The organism is Aquimonas voraii, from assembly GCF_900101825.1.
Classification (GTDB): Bacteria; Pseudomonadota; Gammaproteobacteria; order Xanthomonadales; family Xanthomonadaceae; genus Aquimonas; species Aquimonas voraii.
The window spans coordinates 1-15,925 of the sequence record NZ_FNAG01000027.1 but is presented as its reverse complement, the minus strand read 5'-3'; the positions used below and the strand labels follow the sequence as shown (position 1 = coordinate 15,925).

Genomic DNA, 15,925 nt, shown 5'->3' with positions numbered 1-15,925 from the left:
GATCGCCCCGATCGCGATGGAAGAAGGCCTGCGCTTCGCGATCCGCGAAGGCGGTCGTACCGTCGGCGCCGGTGTTGTCGCCAAGATCATCCAGTAAGATAGCGCCTTCCTCTTGAGGGAAGGCTGGCCAAGGCGAGCCCCATCCAGGCTCGCCTTCGGCCTTTTCGGAGTTTGACGCTTCGTAACCTCGTGTACGCCAGTAGCTCAATTGGCAGAGCAGCGGTCTCCAAAACCGCAGGTTGGGGGTTCGAGTCCCTCCTGGCGTGCCATCTCAGAAGACCCGGATGAACGCAAAGGTCGCACAGAACGAAGCGGTGTCCACCAGCGACATCGTCAAATACGTCATCGCCGGCCTGCTGGCCGTCGCCGCGTTGGCTGGTTTCTACTGGTTCTCAACCGCTCCGACCGCCCTGCGCGTAGTCGGCATGCTGGTTGGGTTCGGCTTGGCCATCGCTGTCTTCATGCTGAGCGCCAAGGGGCGGGATACGCGCGAGTTCTTCGCGGAGACCCGCTTCGAGCTGCGCAAGGTGGTCTGGCCCACCCGTCAGGAAACCACCCGCACCACGGGTCTCATCATCGTCGTCGTGATCGTCATCAGCCTGATTCTGGCGCTGTTTGATCTGGTCATTTCCACCGGCGTTCGCGCCCTGCTGGGTGCGTGAGGTCGGTCATGAGCAAGCGTTGGTACGTGGTGCAGGCCTATTCGGGCTTCGAACAGCAGGTGAAGAAGGCGCTGATTGATCGCATCGCCCGCTCGGGCATCGAGGAGCGCTTCGGCGACGTCCTGGTGCCTACCGAGGAAGTGATCGAGATGCGCGGTGGCCAGAAGCGCCGCAGCGAGCGCAAGTTCTTTCCTGGCTACGTGCTGGTGCAGATCGAGACGCACGGCGAGGGCGGTGGCCTGCGCATCGACGACGAGTGCTGGCACCTGGTCAAGACCACCCCGAAGGTGCTCGGTTTCATCGGCGGTACGGCCGACAAGCCGCTGCCGATCAAGGACAGCGAAGCCGATCGCATCCTCCAGCGCGTCCAGGATGGGGTCGAGAAGCCGCGTCCCAAGGTGCTGTTCGAGCCGGGCGAGATGGTCCGGGTGATCGATGGCCCGTTCAACGACTTCAACGGCACGGTCGAGGAAGTCAACTACGAGAAGAGCCGCCTGCGTGTGGCGGTGCTGATTTTCGGTCGCTCGACCCCGGTGGAACTCGAGTTCACCCAGGTGGAGAAGGCCTGAGAGGCCGGGAATCGGGAATCGGGAATCGGGAATCGTCAGGAGCAAGCTGCTCTCCGGTTCCCGATTCCCGATTCCCGTTTCCCGAAAAAAGCAACCAGACGGGGAGCCGAGCCGTGTGAGCGGCAGAGCGCTTGAACCCGAGGAGTCCAAGTCATGGCAAAGAAAGTCGTTGGTTACATCAAGCTGCAGGTGAAGGCCGGCCAGGCCAACCCCAGCCCGCCCGTCGGCCCCGCCCTGGGTCAGCGCGGCCTCAACATCATGGAGTTCTGCAAGGCCTTCAACGCCGCGACCTCCAAGCTTGAGCCCGGCCTGCCGACGCCGGTCATCATCACCGCCTACTCCGACCGTACCTTCACCTTCGTCACCAAGAGCACGCCGGCGACGGTGCTGCTGAAGAAGGCTGCCGGCATCAGCTCGGGCTCCAAGCGCCCGAACACCGACAAGGTAGGCAAGGTCACGCGTGCCCAGCTCGAGGAGATCGTCAAGGCCAAGCAGGCCGACCTGACGGCTGCCGACATCGAGGCGGGCGTGCGTACGATCGCGGGTTCCGCCCGCAGCATGGGTCTGGTGGTGGAGGGCTAAGTCATGGCAAAGATTTCCAAGCGTTTCAAGGCGATGCAGAGCCTGGTCGAGCCGGGCAAGACCTACGCCATCGACGATGTCCTGCGGATCCTCAAGGACAACAGCAAGGTCAAGTTCGTCGAGTCCGTCGACGTGGCCGTGCGCCTCGGCGTGGACGCGCGCAAGTCGGACCAGCAGGTCCGCGGCTCCACCGTGCTGCCCAACGGCACTGGCAAGTCGGTTCGCGTTGCCGTGTTCTGCCCCCCGGGCGCGAAGGCCGATGAGGCTGTCGCCGCCGGAGCGGAGGCGATCGGCATGGACGATCTGGCCGAGAAGATGCAGGCCGGTGATCTGAACTACGACGTCGTCATCGCCACTCCGGACGCTATGCGCGTGGTTGGCAAGCTCGGCCAGGTGCTGGGCCCGCGCGGCCTGATGCCGAACCCGAAGGTCGGCACCGTCAGCGCCAACCCGGCAGAAGCGGTGCGCAACGCCAAGGCCGGTCAGGTGCGCTACCGCACTGACAAGGCCGGCATCATCCACTGCACGATCGGCAAGGCCAGCTTCGATGCCGAAGCGCTGAAGGGCAACCTGCACGCGCTGCTGGGCGACCTGCTGAAGGCCAAGCCGTCTGCCTCGAAGGGCCAGTATCTGCAGAAGATCTCGCTGTCCACCACCATGGGCATCGGTATCACGGTCGACCAGTCGAGCCTCTCGCTCAAGGTCTGATCCACGCTTGAAACCCCCGTGCATGACCGCGCGGGGGGCTTATTTGGAGGCAGCCACGCGAGTGGCCGCCGTCAAAGACCGCAGGTGTCACTCAGGGAGGAGGGTCGTCCGGGGCGCAAGCCGCGGTAGCCCTCCTTGTTGCGTGGCTTAAACCGTCGACTCAGTGTCGACAGGCCTGCGTAGATGGTGCCGACCTTCTGGAATTCTCGAAGCCGGCTACCAACGGGGTGTCGCTGACGCCCCCGGTGACCAGGGAAGGCCACCGCCAGGGACCGCATTCGGCCGACAGGGCGTCTGCGGAAGTTCATACGGAGGAGTGCAATGGCTCTCAATCTGACTCAGAAGCAAGAAGTGGTCGCCGAGCTGGCGGAAATCGCCGCCAAGGCCCACTCCTTGGTCGCAGCCGAGTACGCGGGCACGACCGTCAGCAAGATGACGGAAATGCGCAAGAAGGCCCGCGAGTCCGGCGTGTACTTGAAGGTTGTCAAGAACACGCTGGCTGCGCGCGCCGTGGCGGGAACCGAATTCGAGTGCGTCAAGGACGCGCTGGTCGGGCCGCTGCTGTATGCGTTCTCGCTGGAAGAACCCGGCGCTGCCGGGCGCTTGATCAAGGAGTTCGCCAAGGGCAACGACAAGCTCCAGCCCAAGGTGGTCTCGATGGGCGGCAAGCTGCTGCCGGGCACGCATGTCGATGTGCTGGCCTCGCTGCCGACCCGCGACCAGGCGATTGCCATGTTCTTGAGCGTGCTCGTCGAGCCCGCCACCCGCTTCGCGCGCGTGGTCAAGGCGATTGGCGACAAGCAGCAGGAGCAGGCGGCCTGACCGCCCGCGGCCCGCGCGCGGGCCGTATCGAATCCACAGTTTCCAGAATCCATTCCAGAGGTAGAAAACGATGTCCCTCACCCACGAGCAGATCCTCGAAGCGATCGCCGGCATGACCCTTCTCGAGGTCATGGACCTGGTCAAGGCTGCTGAAGAGAAGTTCGGCGTCACCGCCGCCGCCCCGGTCATGATGGCCGCCGGTCCGGCCGCCGCCGCTGCCCCGGTCGAAGAGCAGACCGAGTTCAACGTGATCCTGGCCGACGCGGGCGCCAACAAGGTCAACGCGATCAAGGCCATCCGCACCATCACCGGCCTGGGCCTGAAGGAAGCCAAGGACCTGGTCGAGAGCGCCCCGGCCGTGGTCAAGGAAGGCGTCAGCAAGGACGACGCTGCCAAGTTCAAGAAGGAACTGGAAGACGCCGGCGCCAAGGTCGAAATCAAGTAAGCGACGCTTTGCGTCGCGCGCTTGAACTTCGCGCGAACGAGCCTGGGGGCGAAAGCCCCCGGGCTTTCGTCCGTCTCTGCGGCATTCGTGGTGCGCTTCACTGATTGACCGGCCTTGATTGGACCTGCGCCCTGACCCAGGACCCAGCTCCAATCACGGCCCGCAAGGGCTGCAACGCACGCTTACTTTCCCGGATCGGTGCCTCGACGCGGCCGCTCCAGCACAACCAGGGTGGTACTTCGGCCATGACCTACTCCTTCACCGAAAAGAAGCGCATCCGCAAGGATTTCGGCAAGCGTTCCTCTATCCTCGAGGTTCCGTTCCTGCTGGCGATCCAAGTGGACTCCTACCGTGAGTTCCTGCAGGAGCACATCGCGCCTGCGCAGCGGAGCGAGCAGGGCCTGCACGGCGCCCTGAAGTCGGTCTTCCCGATCAGCAGCTACAGCGGAAACGCCGCGCTCGAGTACGTCAGCTACAAGCTGGGCGAGCCTGCCTTCGACGAGCGCGAGTGCCGCAACCGCGGCATGAGCTACGGCGCGCCGCTGCGAGTCACCGTGCGCCTGGTCATCTACGACAAGGACAGCCCGGCCTCGAACAAGGCGGTGAAGTACGTGAAGGAGCAAGAGGTCTACATGGGCGAACTGCCGCTCATGACCGACAACGGCACCTTCATCATCAACGGCACCGAGCGCGTCATCGTCTCCCAGCTGCACCGCTCGCCGGGCGTGTTCTTCGACCACGACCGCGGTAAGACCCACAGCTCGGGCAAGCTGCTGTACAGCGCCCGCATCATTCCCTATCGCGGCTCCTGGCTGGATTTCGAGTTCGACCCGAAGGACGCGCTGTTCACCCGCATCGACCGCCGCCGCAAGCTGCCGGTCACCGTGCTGCTGCGCGCCCTCGGCTTCTCGAACCCGGAGATCCTTGAGACCTTCTTCGAGATCAACCGCTTCAGCCTGCTGCCGGAAGGCGTGGAGCTCGAACTGGTCGCCGAGCGCCTGCGTGGCGAGACCCTGAACTTCGACCTGGTCGCCGACGGCAAGGTCATCGTCGAGGCCGGCAAGCGCATCACGGCCCGTCACGTGAAGCAGCTTGAGCAAGCCAAGATCAGCGCGCTGGAAGTGCCGGACGAGTATCTGCTCGGCCGCATTCTGGCGCACGATGTGATCGACCCCAAGTCGGGTGAGCTGCTGGCCACCGCCAACGACGAACTGCACGAGGATCACCTGGCCAAGTTCCGCAAGGCCGGCGTGCAGAGCCTCGGCACGATCTGGGTCAACGACCTGGACCGCGGCGCCTACATTTCGAACACCCTGCGCATCGATCCGACCCGCACCCAGCTGGAAGCCCTTGTCGAGATTTACCGGATGATGCGTCCGGGCGAGCCGCCGACGAAGGAAGCCGCGCAGAACCTGTTCCAGAACCTGTTCTTCTCGTCCGAGCGCTACGACCTCTCCGGCGTCGGCCGCATGAAGTTCAACCGTCGCGTCGGCCGCAAGGAGGTCGAAGGCTCGGGCGTGCTGAGCAACGACGACATCCTGTCGGTGATGAAGGTGTTGATCGACATCCGCAACGGCAAGGGCACGGTCGACGACATCGACCACCTCGGCAATCGCCGCGTGCGCTCGGTCGGTGAGATGGCGGAGAACACCTTCCGCGTGGGCCTGGTGCGCGTGGAACGCGCCGTCAAGGAGCGCCTGTCGCTGGCGGAAAGCGAAGGCCTGACCCCGCAGGAGCTGATCAACGCCAAGCCTGTGGCGGCTGCAATCAAGGAGTTCTTTGGCTCCTCGCAGCTCTCGCAGTTCATGGACCAGAACAACCCGCTGTCGGAAGTGACCCACAAGCGCCGCGTTTCGGCCTTGGGCCCGGGTGGTCTGACCCGCGAGCGAGCCGGCTTCGAAGTGCGCGACGTGCATCCGACCCACTACGGCCGCGTCTGCACCATCGAAACGCCGGAAGGCCCGAACATCGGCCTGATCAACTCCTTGGCCGTCTATGCCCGCACCAACCGTTACGGTTTCCTTGAAACGCCGTATCGCCGTGTGGTCGACGGCAAGGTCACCGATCAGATCGACTTCCTGTCGGCGATCGAGGAGGCCGAGTTCGCGGTGGCGCAGGCGAATGCCAACCTGACCGAGGAAGGCAAGTTCATCGAGCAGTTCGTGCCCTGCCGTTACCAGGGTGAGTCGCTGCTGATGGCGCCGGCTGAGATCCAGTACATGGACGTCTCGCCGATGCAGACGGTCTCGGTCGCGGCTGCGCTGGTTCCGTTCATCGAGCACGATGACGCCAACCGCGCGCTGATGGGCGCGAACATGCAGCGCCAGGCCGTCCCGACCTTGCGTGCGCAGACTCCGCTGGTGGGTACCGGCATCGAGAAGGACGTGGCGCGCGACTCGGGCGTCAATGCCGTGGCCAAGCGCGGTGGCGTGATCGATCAGGTCGATGCGGCTCGTATCGTCGTGCGGGTGAACGAAGCTGAGATCGGCGAGAACGATCCGGGCGTCGACATCTACACCCTGACCAAGTACACCCGCTCCAACCAGAACACCTGCATCAACCAGCGCCCGCTGGTGCATGTCGGTGACCGGGTCGAGCGCGGCGACGTGCTGGCCGACGGTCCCTCGACCGACATCGGCGAACTGGCGCTCGGCCAGAACATGCTGATCGCCTTCATGCCGTGGAACGGTTACAACTTCGAGGACTCGATCCTGATCTCGGAGCAGGTGGTCAAGCAGGACCGCTACACGACGATCCACATCGAGGAGCTGACCTGCGTCGCCCGCGACACCAAGCTGGGCCCGGAGGAAATCACCGCTGACATCCCCAACGTCTCCGAGCAGGCGCTTGGCCGTCTGGACGAGTCGGGCGTGGTCTACATCGGCGCCGAGGTGCAGGCAGGAGACATCCTGGTCGGCAAGGTCACGCCGAAGGGCGAAAGCCAGCTGACTCCGGAAGAGAAGCTGCTGCGCGCGATCTTCGGTGAGAAGGCTTCCGACGTGAAGGACAGCTCTCTGCGCGTGCCGCCCGGCATGGACGGCACCGTCATCGACGTGCAGGTCTTCACCCGCGACGGCATCGAGAAGGACAAGCGCGCCAAGCAGATCGAGGAGATGGAGATCCGTCGGGTCAAGAAGGACTTCGATGACCAGTTCCGCATCCTCGAGGGTGCGATTTTCGCCCGCCTGCGTACGCAGATTGTCGGTCGCGTTGCCAACGGCGGTCCGGCCGGCTTGAAGAAGGGCGCCGAGATCACCGACGAGTACCTGAGCGGCCTGAAGAAGGACGAGTGGTTCTCGCTGCGCATGAAGGACGAGGATGCCGCCGACTTCATTGAGCGCGCGCAGAAGCAGATCGAAGCCCACAAGAAGGAATTCGAGAAGCGCTTCGCCGACAAGCGCGCCAAGATCACGGCCGGCGACGACCTCGCACCGGGCGTGCTGAAGATGGTAAAGGTCTTCCTGGCGGTGAAGCGTCGCATCCAGCCGGGCGACAAGATGGCGGGTCGTCACGGCAACAAGGGCGTGATCTCGATGATCCAGCCGGTCGAGGACATGCCCTATATGGCCGATGGCCGTCCGGTGGACATCGTCCTGAACCCGCTGGGCGTGCCCTCGCGCATGAACATCGGGCAGGTGCTGGAGACCCATTTGGGATGGGCCGCCAAGGGACTCGGCGAGAAGATCCAGCGCATGCTCGACGAGCAGCGCAAGGTCAAGGAACTGCGTGACTTCCTCGACCAGATCTACAACCACGACAAGGCCATCCGCGGTTCGCTGCGTGAAGACCTCTCGCAGCTGAGCGACGAGGAGATCCTCGCGCTCTCGAAGAACCTGACCGCGGGCGTTCCGATGGCGACGCCGGTGTTCGACGGTGCGGACGAGGCCGAACTGAAGGCGATGCTGAAGCTGGCGGACCTGCCTGAGTCCGGCCAGACAACGCTGTTCGACGGCCGCACGGGTGAAGCCTTTGATCGCCCGGTCACCGTCGGCTACATGTACATGCTGAAGCTGAACCACCTGGTGGACGACAAGATGCACGCCCGCTCGACCGGCCCGTACTCGCTGGTCACCCAGCAGCCGCTGGGCGGCAAGGCGCAGTTCGGCGGCCAGCGCTTCGGAGAAATGGAAGTCTGGGCGCTGGAAGCCTACGGCGCGGCCTACACCCTGCAGGAAATGCTGACGGTGAAGTCCGACGACGTGCAGGGCCGCAACCAGATGTACAAGAACATCGTCGACGGCAACCACGAGATGGCCGCGGGCATGCCCGAGTCCTTCAACGTGCTGGTCAAGGAAATCCGTTCGCTGGCGATCAACATCGAGCTGGAAGAGCACTGAGGAGCTGGGAATGGGGAATCGGGAATCGGGAATCGATGAAGCGGCGTCCGCCGCCGGAATCGACTCCCGCCAGGCCCGGTTCCCCGCTCTGATCGATTCCCAACTCCCGATTCCCGATTCCCGGAGCATCCCATGAAAGACCTGCTTAACCTCTTCAACCAGCAGCGCCAGACGCTCGATTTCGACGCCATCAAGATCGCGCTGGCTTCGCCGGACCTGATCCGTTCCTGGTCCTATGGCGAGGTGAAGAAGCCCGAGACGATCAACTACCGCACCTTCAAGCCGGAGCGGGACGGTCTGTTCTGCGCGGCCATCTTCGGACCGATCAAGGACTACGAGTGCCTGTGCGGCAAGTACAAGCGCATGAAGCACCGCGGCGTGGTCTGCGAGAAGTGCGGCACGGAAGTGACGCTGGCCAAGGTGCGCCGCGAGCGCATGGGCCACATCGACCTGGCCAGCCCGGTCGCCCACATCTGGTTCCTGAAGTCGCTGCCCTCGCGCATCGGCCTGATGCTGGACATGACCCTGCGCGACATCGAGCGCATCCTGTACTTCGAAGCCTACTGCGTGATTGAGCCGGGCATGACCCCGCTGGAGCGTGGCCAGCTGCTGACCGAAGAGCAGTACCTGCAGGCGGTCACCGAGCATGGCGATGACTTCGACGCGCGCATGGGCGCGGAAGCCGTCTACGAGTTGCTGAAGTCGATCGACTTGAACGCCGAGCTGGCGCAGCTGAAGGAGGAGATCGCCTCCACCAACAGCGAAACCAAGCTGAAGCGCCTGTCCAAACGCATCAAGCTGATGGAGGCCTTCATCGAGTCCGGAAACCGTCCCGAGTGGATGGTCATGACCGTGCTGCCCGTGCTGCCGCCGGATCTGCGTCCGCTGGTGCCGCTGGACGGCGGACGCTTCGCTACCTCGGATCTGAACGACCTGTATCGCCGCGTCATCAACCGCAACAACCGCCTGAAGCGCCTGCTTGAGCTCGCCGCGCCGGACATCATCGTGCGCAACGAAAAGCGCATGCTGCAGGAGTCCGTGGACGCGCTGATGGACAACGGCCGCCGCGGCCGCGCCATCACCGGCACCAACAAGCGCCCGTTGAAGTCGCTGGCCGACATGATCAAGGGCAAGCAGGGCCGCTTCCGCCAGAACCTGCTCGGCAAGCGCGTCGACTACTCCGGCCGTTCGGTCATCGTGGTTGGTCCGACCCTGCGCCTGCACGAGTGCGGACTGCCGAAGAAGATGGCGCTGGAGCTGTTCAAGCCCTTCATCTTCTCCAAGCTGCAGCGACGCGGGTTGGCCACTACCATCAAGGCGGCCAAGAAGCTGGTCGAGCGTGAGTCGGCGGAGGTCTGGGATATCCTCGAAGAGGTGATCCGCGAGCATCCGGTGATGCTGAACCGGGCGCCGACCCTGCACCGTCTCGGCATCCAGGCTTTCGAGCCGGTGCTGGTCGAAGGCAAGGCGATCCAGCTGCACCCGCTGGTCTGTACCGCGTTCAACGCCGACTTCGACGGCGACCAGATGGCCGTGCACGTGCCGCTTTCGCTGGAAGCCCAGCTGGAAGCGCGCGCGCTGATGATGTCGACCAACAACATCCTGAGCCCCGCCAACGGCGAGCCGATCATCGTGCCGACCCAGGACGTCGTCCTCGGTCTGTACTACATGACCCGCGCGCTCGAGAACAAGAAGGGCGAGGGCATGGTCTTCGCCAACCTCGGCGAGGTCCAGCGCGCGTACGACAACCGCGTCGTTGAACTGCACGCCAAGGTCAAGGTGCGCCTCAAGCTGACCAGCATCGCCGAGGACGGCACCCGCAGCAGCAAAACTTCGATCGTCGACACCACTGTCGGTCGCGCGCTGCTCGCGGAGATCCTGCCCGAAGGCCTGTCCTTCGAGCTGGTCAACACCGAGCTCAACAAGAAGTCGATCAGCCGCCTGATCAACGCCTGCTACCGCCAGCTGGGCCTCAAGGAAACGGTGATCTTCGCCGACCAGCTGATGTACACCGGCTTCCGCAACGCCACCCGCGCGGGCGTGTCGATCGGCATCGACGACATGGTCATTCCGGACGCCAAGCGCGAGATCCTCGCCGGCGCCGAGCGCGAAGTGCTGGAGATCCAGGAGCAGTACCAGGGCGGTCTCGTCACCGCTGGCGAACGCTACAACAAGGTTGTCGACATCTGGTCGCGCACCAACGAACAGGTCGCCAAGGCGATGATGGAGGGCATCGGCACCGAGAAGGTGCAGAACGCCAAGGGCGAGACCATCGACCAGAAGTCGATGAACTCGATCTACATCATGGCCGACTCGGGCGCGCGTGGTTCCGCGGCGCAGATTCGCCAGCTTGCCGGTATGCGCGGCCTGATGGCGAAGCCGGACGGCTCGATCATCGAGACGCCGATCAAGGCCAACTTCCGCGAAGGCCTCGATGTCCTGCAGTACTTCATCTCGACCCACGGCGCGCGCAAGGGCCTGGCCGACACCGCGCTCAAGACCGCGAACTCGGGTTACCTGACCCGTCGCTTGGTCGACGTCGCCCAGGACGTCGTGATCACCGAGGTCGATTGCGGCACCCGCAATGGCCTGACCATGACGCCGATCGTCGAAGGCGGCGACGTCGTGGAGCCGCTGCGTGAGCGCGTGCTGGGCCGCATGGTGGCTGAGGACGTCTACCTGCCGGGCAATGACGAGGACCCCTTCGTTACCCGCAACACCCTGCTCGATGAGAAGTGGGTGCAGAAGCTCGAGGATGCGGGCGTGCAGACCATCCAGGTCCGCTCGACCATCACCTGCGAATCCAGCTTCGGCGTCTGCGCACACTGCTACGGCCGTGACCTTGCGCGTGGCCACGTGGTTAATATCGGTGAAGCGGTTGGCGTGATCGCCGCCCAGTCGATCGGCGAGCCCGGCACCCAGCTGACCATGCGTACCTTCCACATCGGCGGCGCGGCCTCGCGTGCGGCGGCGGTGGACAACGTCTCGGTGCGCACCAGCGGTACGGTCAAGTTCAACAACCTGAAGACCGTCCAGCACGCGGCGGGCCATCTCGTGGCCGTCTCGCGTTCGGGCGAAATCTCGGTGATGGACGGCCACGGCCGCGAGCGCGAGCGCTACAAGCTGCCCTACGGCGCGGTGCTGAATTTCAAGGATGGCGCTGCGATCAAGGCCGGCGAAGTGGCCGCCAACTGGGATCCGCACAACCACCCGATTGTTTCGGAAGTGGCCGGCTTCGTCCGCTACGTGGATCTGGTCGAAGGCGTCACCGCCATCGAGAAGACCGACGAGCTGACCGGTCTGGCCAGCATCGAGATCACCGATCCGAAGCGTCGCGGCTCGGCCGGCAAGGACCTGCGTCCGATCATCCGCATCGTTGATGGCAACGGCAAGGATCTCTCGATCCCGGGCACGGACCTCCCGGCGCAGTACCTGTTGCCGCCGCGCTCGGTGGTCAACCTGCAGGACGGCGCGCCGGTGGGCGTGGGTGACGTGGTCGCCAAGATCCCGCAGGAAGCGTCCAAGACCCGCGACATCACCGGTGGTCTGCCGCGCGTGGCGGACCTGTTCGAAGCGCGCAAGCCGAAGGATCCGGCGATCCTGGCGGAGCGTTCGGGCGTGGTCAGCTTCGGCAAGGACACCAAGGGCAAGCAGCGCCTCATCATCAAGGATGCGGACGGCGGCGAGCACGAGGAGCTGATTCCCAAGTACCGCCAGATCATCGTGTTCGAAGGCGAGCACGTGGAGAAGGGCGAGACCGTGGTGGACGGCGAACCGAATCCGCAGGACATCCTGCGCCTGCTCGGCGTTGAGCCGCTGGCGGCCTACCTGGTCAAGGAAATCCAGGACGTCTACCGCCTGCAGGGCGTGAAGATCAACGACAAGCACATCGAAACGATCATCCGTCAGATGCTGCGCAAGGTCGAAATCACTGACACCGGCGACAGCCGTTTCCTGCGCGGCGAGCAGCTCGACCGCGTGCGCGTGATCGAGGAGAACCAGAAGATCAACGCGCGCAACGGCATTCCGGCCAAGTACGACCCGGTGCTCTTGGGCATCACCAAGGCCTCGCTGGCCACCGAGAGCTTCATTTCGGCAGCGTCCTTCCAGGAAACCACGCGCGTGCTGACCGAAGCGGCGGTGCGTGGCACCCGCGACACCTTGCGGGGCCTGAAGGAGAATGTTATTGTGGGCCGCTTGATTCCGGCCGGTACGGGCCTTGCTTACCACAGCAAGCGCCGCCGCCGCGACACGGAACTCACCGACGCCGAGCTCGATATCCTCCGCAGCTCCGCGCTTGGCGCGGTTGAGGACGTCGCCGACACCGGCGAAAGCGCCTGATGATCGATGTCCGCCGTTCACTCGGCGGTCATCCCGAGCCCGCCGGAACGTGGCGGGCTGCAACGGGCCCAAGGCCCAGAACCAACGAAATGAGGCGCAGGATGCGCCTCGTGTTCGCGGACAGGCAGTCCGAGCTCAGAGGTTGTCATTCGTTGACGGCCTGTGTGCGCACACGCTAAACTTCTCGGTCTTGGCGGGCCCGGGTTGGCTCGTCTTTGTTTTCTAGAGGCTTTCTGCAATGGCAACCATCAACCAGCTGGTGCGCAAGCCCCGGCATCCGAAAACCTACAAGAGCGCCTCGCCGGCGCTGGCCAGCTGCCCGCAGAAGCGTGGCGTCTGCACCCGCGTCTACACCACCACCCCGAAGAAGCCGAACTCCGCGCTTCGCAAGGTGGCCAAGGTGCGCCTGACCAATGGCTTCGAAGTCATCAGCTACATTGGCGGTGAAGGCCACAACCTGCAGGAGCACTCGGTGGTCCTGATCCGCGGCGGTCGCGTCAAGGACCTGCCGGGTGTGCGTTACCACACCGTGCGTGGTTCGCTCGACTCCGTTGGTGTCGCCAAGCGTCGCCAGGGTCGCTCCAAGTACGGCGCCAAGCGTCCCAAGAAGTAATTCCAGGCAAGCGCGCCGCGCTGGCGGTGCGCGTTCCACCCGATCTTTTCAAATCAGGTTCGCATCATGTCCCGTAAAGGTTCGCCCGGTACCCGCTCTGTCCTGCCCGATCCCAAGCACGGCAGCGAATTGGTCGCCCGTTTCATCAATATGGTGATGAAGAGCGGCAAGAAGTCCGTCGCTGAAAGCATCGTCTACGGCGCGATGGACGTCATTGGCGAGAAGGCCGGCAACCCGCTGGAGCTCGTCGAGAAGGCGCTGGGCAACGTTGCCCCGGCGGTTGAGGTGAAGTCCCGCCGCGTGGGTGGTGCAACCTATCAGGTGCCGGTTGAAGTGCGCAGCTCGCGCCGCAACGCCCTGGCCATGCGCTGGGTCATCGAGTCGGCGCGCAAGCGCGGTGAAACCTCGATGCCGCGCAAGCTCGCCGGCGAGCTGCTCGACGCAGCCGAGAGTCGCGGTGGCGCGGTCAAGAAGCGCGAAGAGACGCACCGCATGGCCGAGGCCAACAAGGCCTTCTCGCACTATCGCTGGTAAAGCCTGCTGACGGGCCGCGTCCTCCGGGGCGTGGCCCTCGCGCTTTGCTGTCTGCAGATCTGAAAGGAATTCCCGTGGCTCGCAAGACCCCAATCGAGCGCTATCGCAACTTCGGCATCATGGCTCACATCGATGCCGGCAAGACCACCACGACCGAGCGCATCCTGTTCTACACCGGTGTGAACCACAAGATCGGTGAAGTGCACGATGGTGCTGCCACCATGGACTGGATGGAGCAGGAACAGGAGCGCGGTATCACCATCACCTCGGCCGCGACCACCTGCTTCTGGAAGGGCATGGACGGTGCGCTGCCGGAGCATCGCTTCAATATCATCGACACCCCGGGTCACGTTGACTTCACCATTGAGGTCGAGCGTTCCTTGCGCGTGCTTGACGGTGCCGTGTTCGTGCTCTGTGCGGTGGGTGGCGTGCAGCCGCAGTCGGAAACCGTCTGGCGTCAGGCCAACAAGTACAACGTTCCCCGCCTGGCGTTCGTCAACAAGATGGACCGCACCGGCGCGAACTTTGCCAAGGTCATCGATCAGCTGCGCACCCGTCTGGGCGCTTACCCGGTGCCGATGCAGCTCGCAATTGGCGCCGAGGATACGTTCGAAGGCGTGGTCGACCTTCTGAAGATGAAGGCGATCCAGTGGGACATGTCCACGAACGGTACGACTTTCACCTACGGCGAGATTCCGGCGCACCTGAAGGAGCAGGCGCAGGCTGCGCGCTCCTTCATGGTCGAGGCTGCCGCCGAGGCCAGCGAAGAGCTGATGAACAAGTACCTGGAAGAGGGTGAGCTGTCGGAAGCCGAGATCATCAACGGCATTCGCGAGCGCACCATCAAGTGCGAAATCATCCCCGCCTTCTGTGGTACGGCCTTCAAGAACAAGGGCGTGCAGGCGATGCTCGACGCGGTGGTGCAGTTCCTGCCGTCGCCGGCAGATCGTCCGCCGGTCAAGGGTATCGACGAGAACGAAGGGGAGGCCTTCCGCAAGGCTGGCGACTCGGAACCGTTCTCGGCGCTGGCATTCAAGATCATGACCGACCCCTTCGTCGGCTCCCTGACCTTCTTCCGTGTCTATTCCGGCACTCTGAACAGCGGCGATCAGGTCTACAACCCGGTCAAGTCGAAGAAGGAGCGCGTGGGCCGCATCCTGCAGATGCACGCCAATCAGCGTGACGAAATCAAGGAAGTTCTGGCGGGCGACATTGCCGCAGCCGTGGGTCTGAAGGACGTCACCACCGGCGACACGCTGTGCGACCTGAACAACATCATCACGCTTGAGCGGATGATCTTCCCGGAGCCCGTCATCTCGATGGCGGTTGAGCCGAAGACCAAGGCCGACCAGGAAAAGATGGGCATCGCGCTGGGCCGCCTGGCTCAGGAAGATCCTTCTTTCCGCGTTCGCACCGACGAGGAGTCTGGCCAGACGATCATCTCCGGCATGGGCGAGCTGCACCTCGAAATTCTCGTCGACCGCATGAAGCGCGAGTTCAACGTCGAGGCCAACACCGGCAAGCCGCAGGTGGCCTACCGCGAGACCATCCGCAAGGCGGTCAAGCAGGAAGGCAAGTTCGTTCGCCAGTCCGGTGGTCGCGGCCAGTACGGTCACATCGTGATCGAAATGGAGCCGCAGGAGCGCGGCGCCGGCTATTCGTTCGAGAGCGCCATTGTCGGTGGCGTTGTCCCGAAGGAATACGTTGCGGCGTCCGACAAGGGCATCCAGGACGCGATGACTACGGGTCCGCTGGCTGGCTACCCGGTTGTCGACATCAAGATCCGCGCGGTGGACGGCAGCTACCACGACGTCGACTCGAACGAAATGGCGTTCAAGGTCGCCGGCTCGATGGCCTTCAAGGAGGCGTTTGCCAAGGCGAATCCGGTTCTTCTCGAGCCGATCATGAAGGTCGAAATCGTCACCCCCGAGGACTACCTCGGCGACGTGATGGGCGACGTGAGTCGTCGTCGCGGCATCTTGCAGGGTTCCGATGACAGCCCTTCGGGCAAGGTCATCAACGCGATGGTGCCGCTGGGCGAGATGTTCGGCTACGCCACCACCCTGCGCTCGATGAGTCAGGGCCGCGCGACCTACACGATGGAATTCGACCATTACGCCGAAGCGCCGGCCAACATCGCCGACGCGGTCACCAAGAAGGGCTGATTGAGCGTATCGCTCCAGCCAAGATTCCCAGACATACACAAAGAGGTTTGCACCATGGCCAAGGGTAAGTTCGAGCGCACCAAGCCGCACGTGAACGTGGGCACGATCGGTCACGTTGACCACGGCAAGACGACGCTGACGGCGGCG

General features: G+C 64.0%; 13 protein-coding genes and 1 tRNA gene. All 14 read left to right on the top strand.

The features are described 5' to 3' along the window. Nucleotides 1-97: EF-Tu C-terminal domain-related protein (locus BLP83_RS17935; protein WP_483757027.1), on the top strand; the 97-nt coding region annotated here is incomplete at its 5' end. A 96-nt stretch (nt 98-193) separates the two neighbouring features. Beyond that, nucleotides 194-269 (top strand) — tRNA-Trp (locus BLP83_RS17930). A gap of 15 nt (nt 270-284) precedes the next feature. Beyond that, nucleotides 285-662: a preprotein translocase subunit SecE gene (gene secE, locus BLP83_RS17925; RefSeq protein WP_091246223.1), complete on the top strand. Its 378-nt coding sequence runs from the start codon at nt 285-287 to the stop codon at nt 660-662. A gap of 8 nt (nt 663-670) precedes the next feature. After that, complete coding sequence (gene nusG / locus BLP83_RS17920; RefSeq protein WP_091246219.1) at nt 671-1,231, top strand: transcription termination/antitermination protein NusG; 561 nt, start codon at nt 671-673, stop codon at nt 1,229-1,231. A gap of 153 nt (nt 1,232-1,384) precedes the next feature. Further along, nucleotides 1,385-1,813, top strand: a complete 429-nt coding sequence (gene rplK / locus BLP83_RS17915; protein ID WP_091246218.1) for a 50S ribosomal protein L11 — start codon at nt 1,385-1,387, stop codon at nt 1,811-1,813. A 3-nt stretch (nt 1,814-1,816) separates the two neighbouring features. Next, complete coding sequence (rplA, locus tag BLP83_RS17910) at nt 1,817-2,521, top strand: 50S ribosomal protein L1 (RefSeq protein WP_091246215.1); 705 nt, start codon at nt 1,817-1,819, stop codon at nt 2,519-2,521. A 321-nt stretch (nt 2,522-2,842) separates the two neighbouring features. Then, nucleotides 2,843-3,343: a 50S ribosomal protein L10 gene (rplJ, locus tag BLP83_RS17905; protein WP_091246213.1), complete on the top strand. Its 501-nt coding sequence runs from the start codon at nt 2,843-2,845 to the stop codon at nt 3,341-3,343. 70 nt (nt 3,344-3,413) lie between these two features. After that, nucleotides 3,414-3,788, top strand: a complete 375-nt coding sequence (gene rplL, locus BLP83_RS17900) for a 50S ribosomal protein L7/L12 (protein WP_091246210.1) — start codon at nt 3,414-3,416, stop codon at nt 3,786-3,788. A 245-nt stretch (nt 3,789-4,033) separates the two neighbouring features. Continuing rightward, complete coding sequence (gene rpoB / locus BLP83_RS17895) at nt 4,034-8,125, top strand: DNA-directed RNA polymerase subunit beta (protein WP_091246208.1); 4,092 nt, start codon at nt 4,034-4,036, stop codon at nt 8,123-8,125. 132 nt (nt 8,126-8,257) lie between these two features. Beyond that, the gene (rpoC, locus tag BLP83_RS17890) at nt 8,258-12,466 is read left to right on the top strand and encodes a DNA-directed RNA polymerase subunit beta' (RefSeq protein ID WP_091246206.1); all 4,209 of its coding nucleotides are present in this window, start codon (nt 8,258-8,260) and stop codon (nt 12,464-12,466) included. A 238-nt stretch (nt 12,467-12,704) separates the two neighbouring features. Beyond that, nucleotides 12,705-13,079 carry a 30S ribosomal protein S12 gene (rpsL, locus tag BLP83_RS17885; RefSeq protein ID WP_091246203.1) on the top strand — a complete coding sequence of 125 codons (375 nt, stop codon included), beginning with the start codon at nt 12,705-12,707 and terminating at the stop codon, nt 13,077-13,079. A 66-nt stretch (nt 13,080-13,145) separates the two neighbouring features. Continuing rightward, entirely contained in the window at nt 13,146-13,613 is a 468-nt protein-coding gene (rpsG, locus tag BLP83_RS17880; RefSeq protein WP_091246201.1) for a 30S ribosomal protein S7, read from the top strand. Between the two features lie 74 nt (nt 13,614-13,687). After that, a complete protein-coding gene (gene fusA, locus BLP83_RS17875; RefSeq protein WP_091246199.1) occupies nt 13,688-15,778 on the top strand; it encodes an elongation factor G in 2,091 nt (696 codons plus the stop codon). Nucleotides 15,779-15,832: 54 nt separating this feature from the next. Further along, the coding region (locus BLP83_RS17870; protein WP_005434227.1) for a GTP-binding protein at nt 15,833-15,925 on the top strand (93 nt) is incomplete at its 3' end.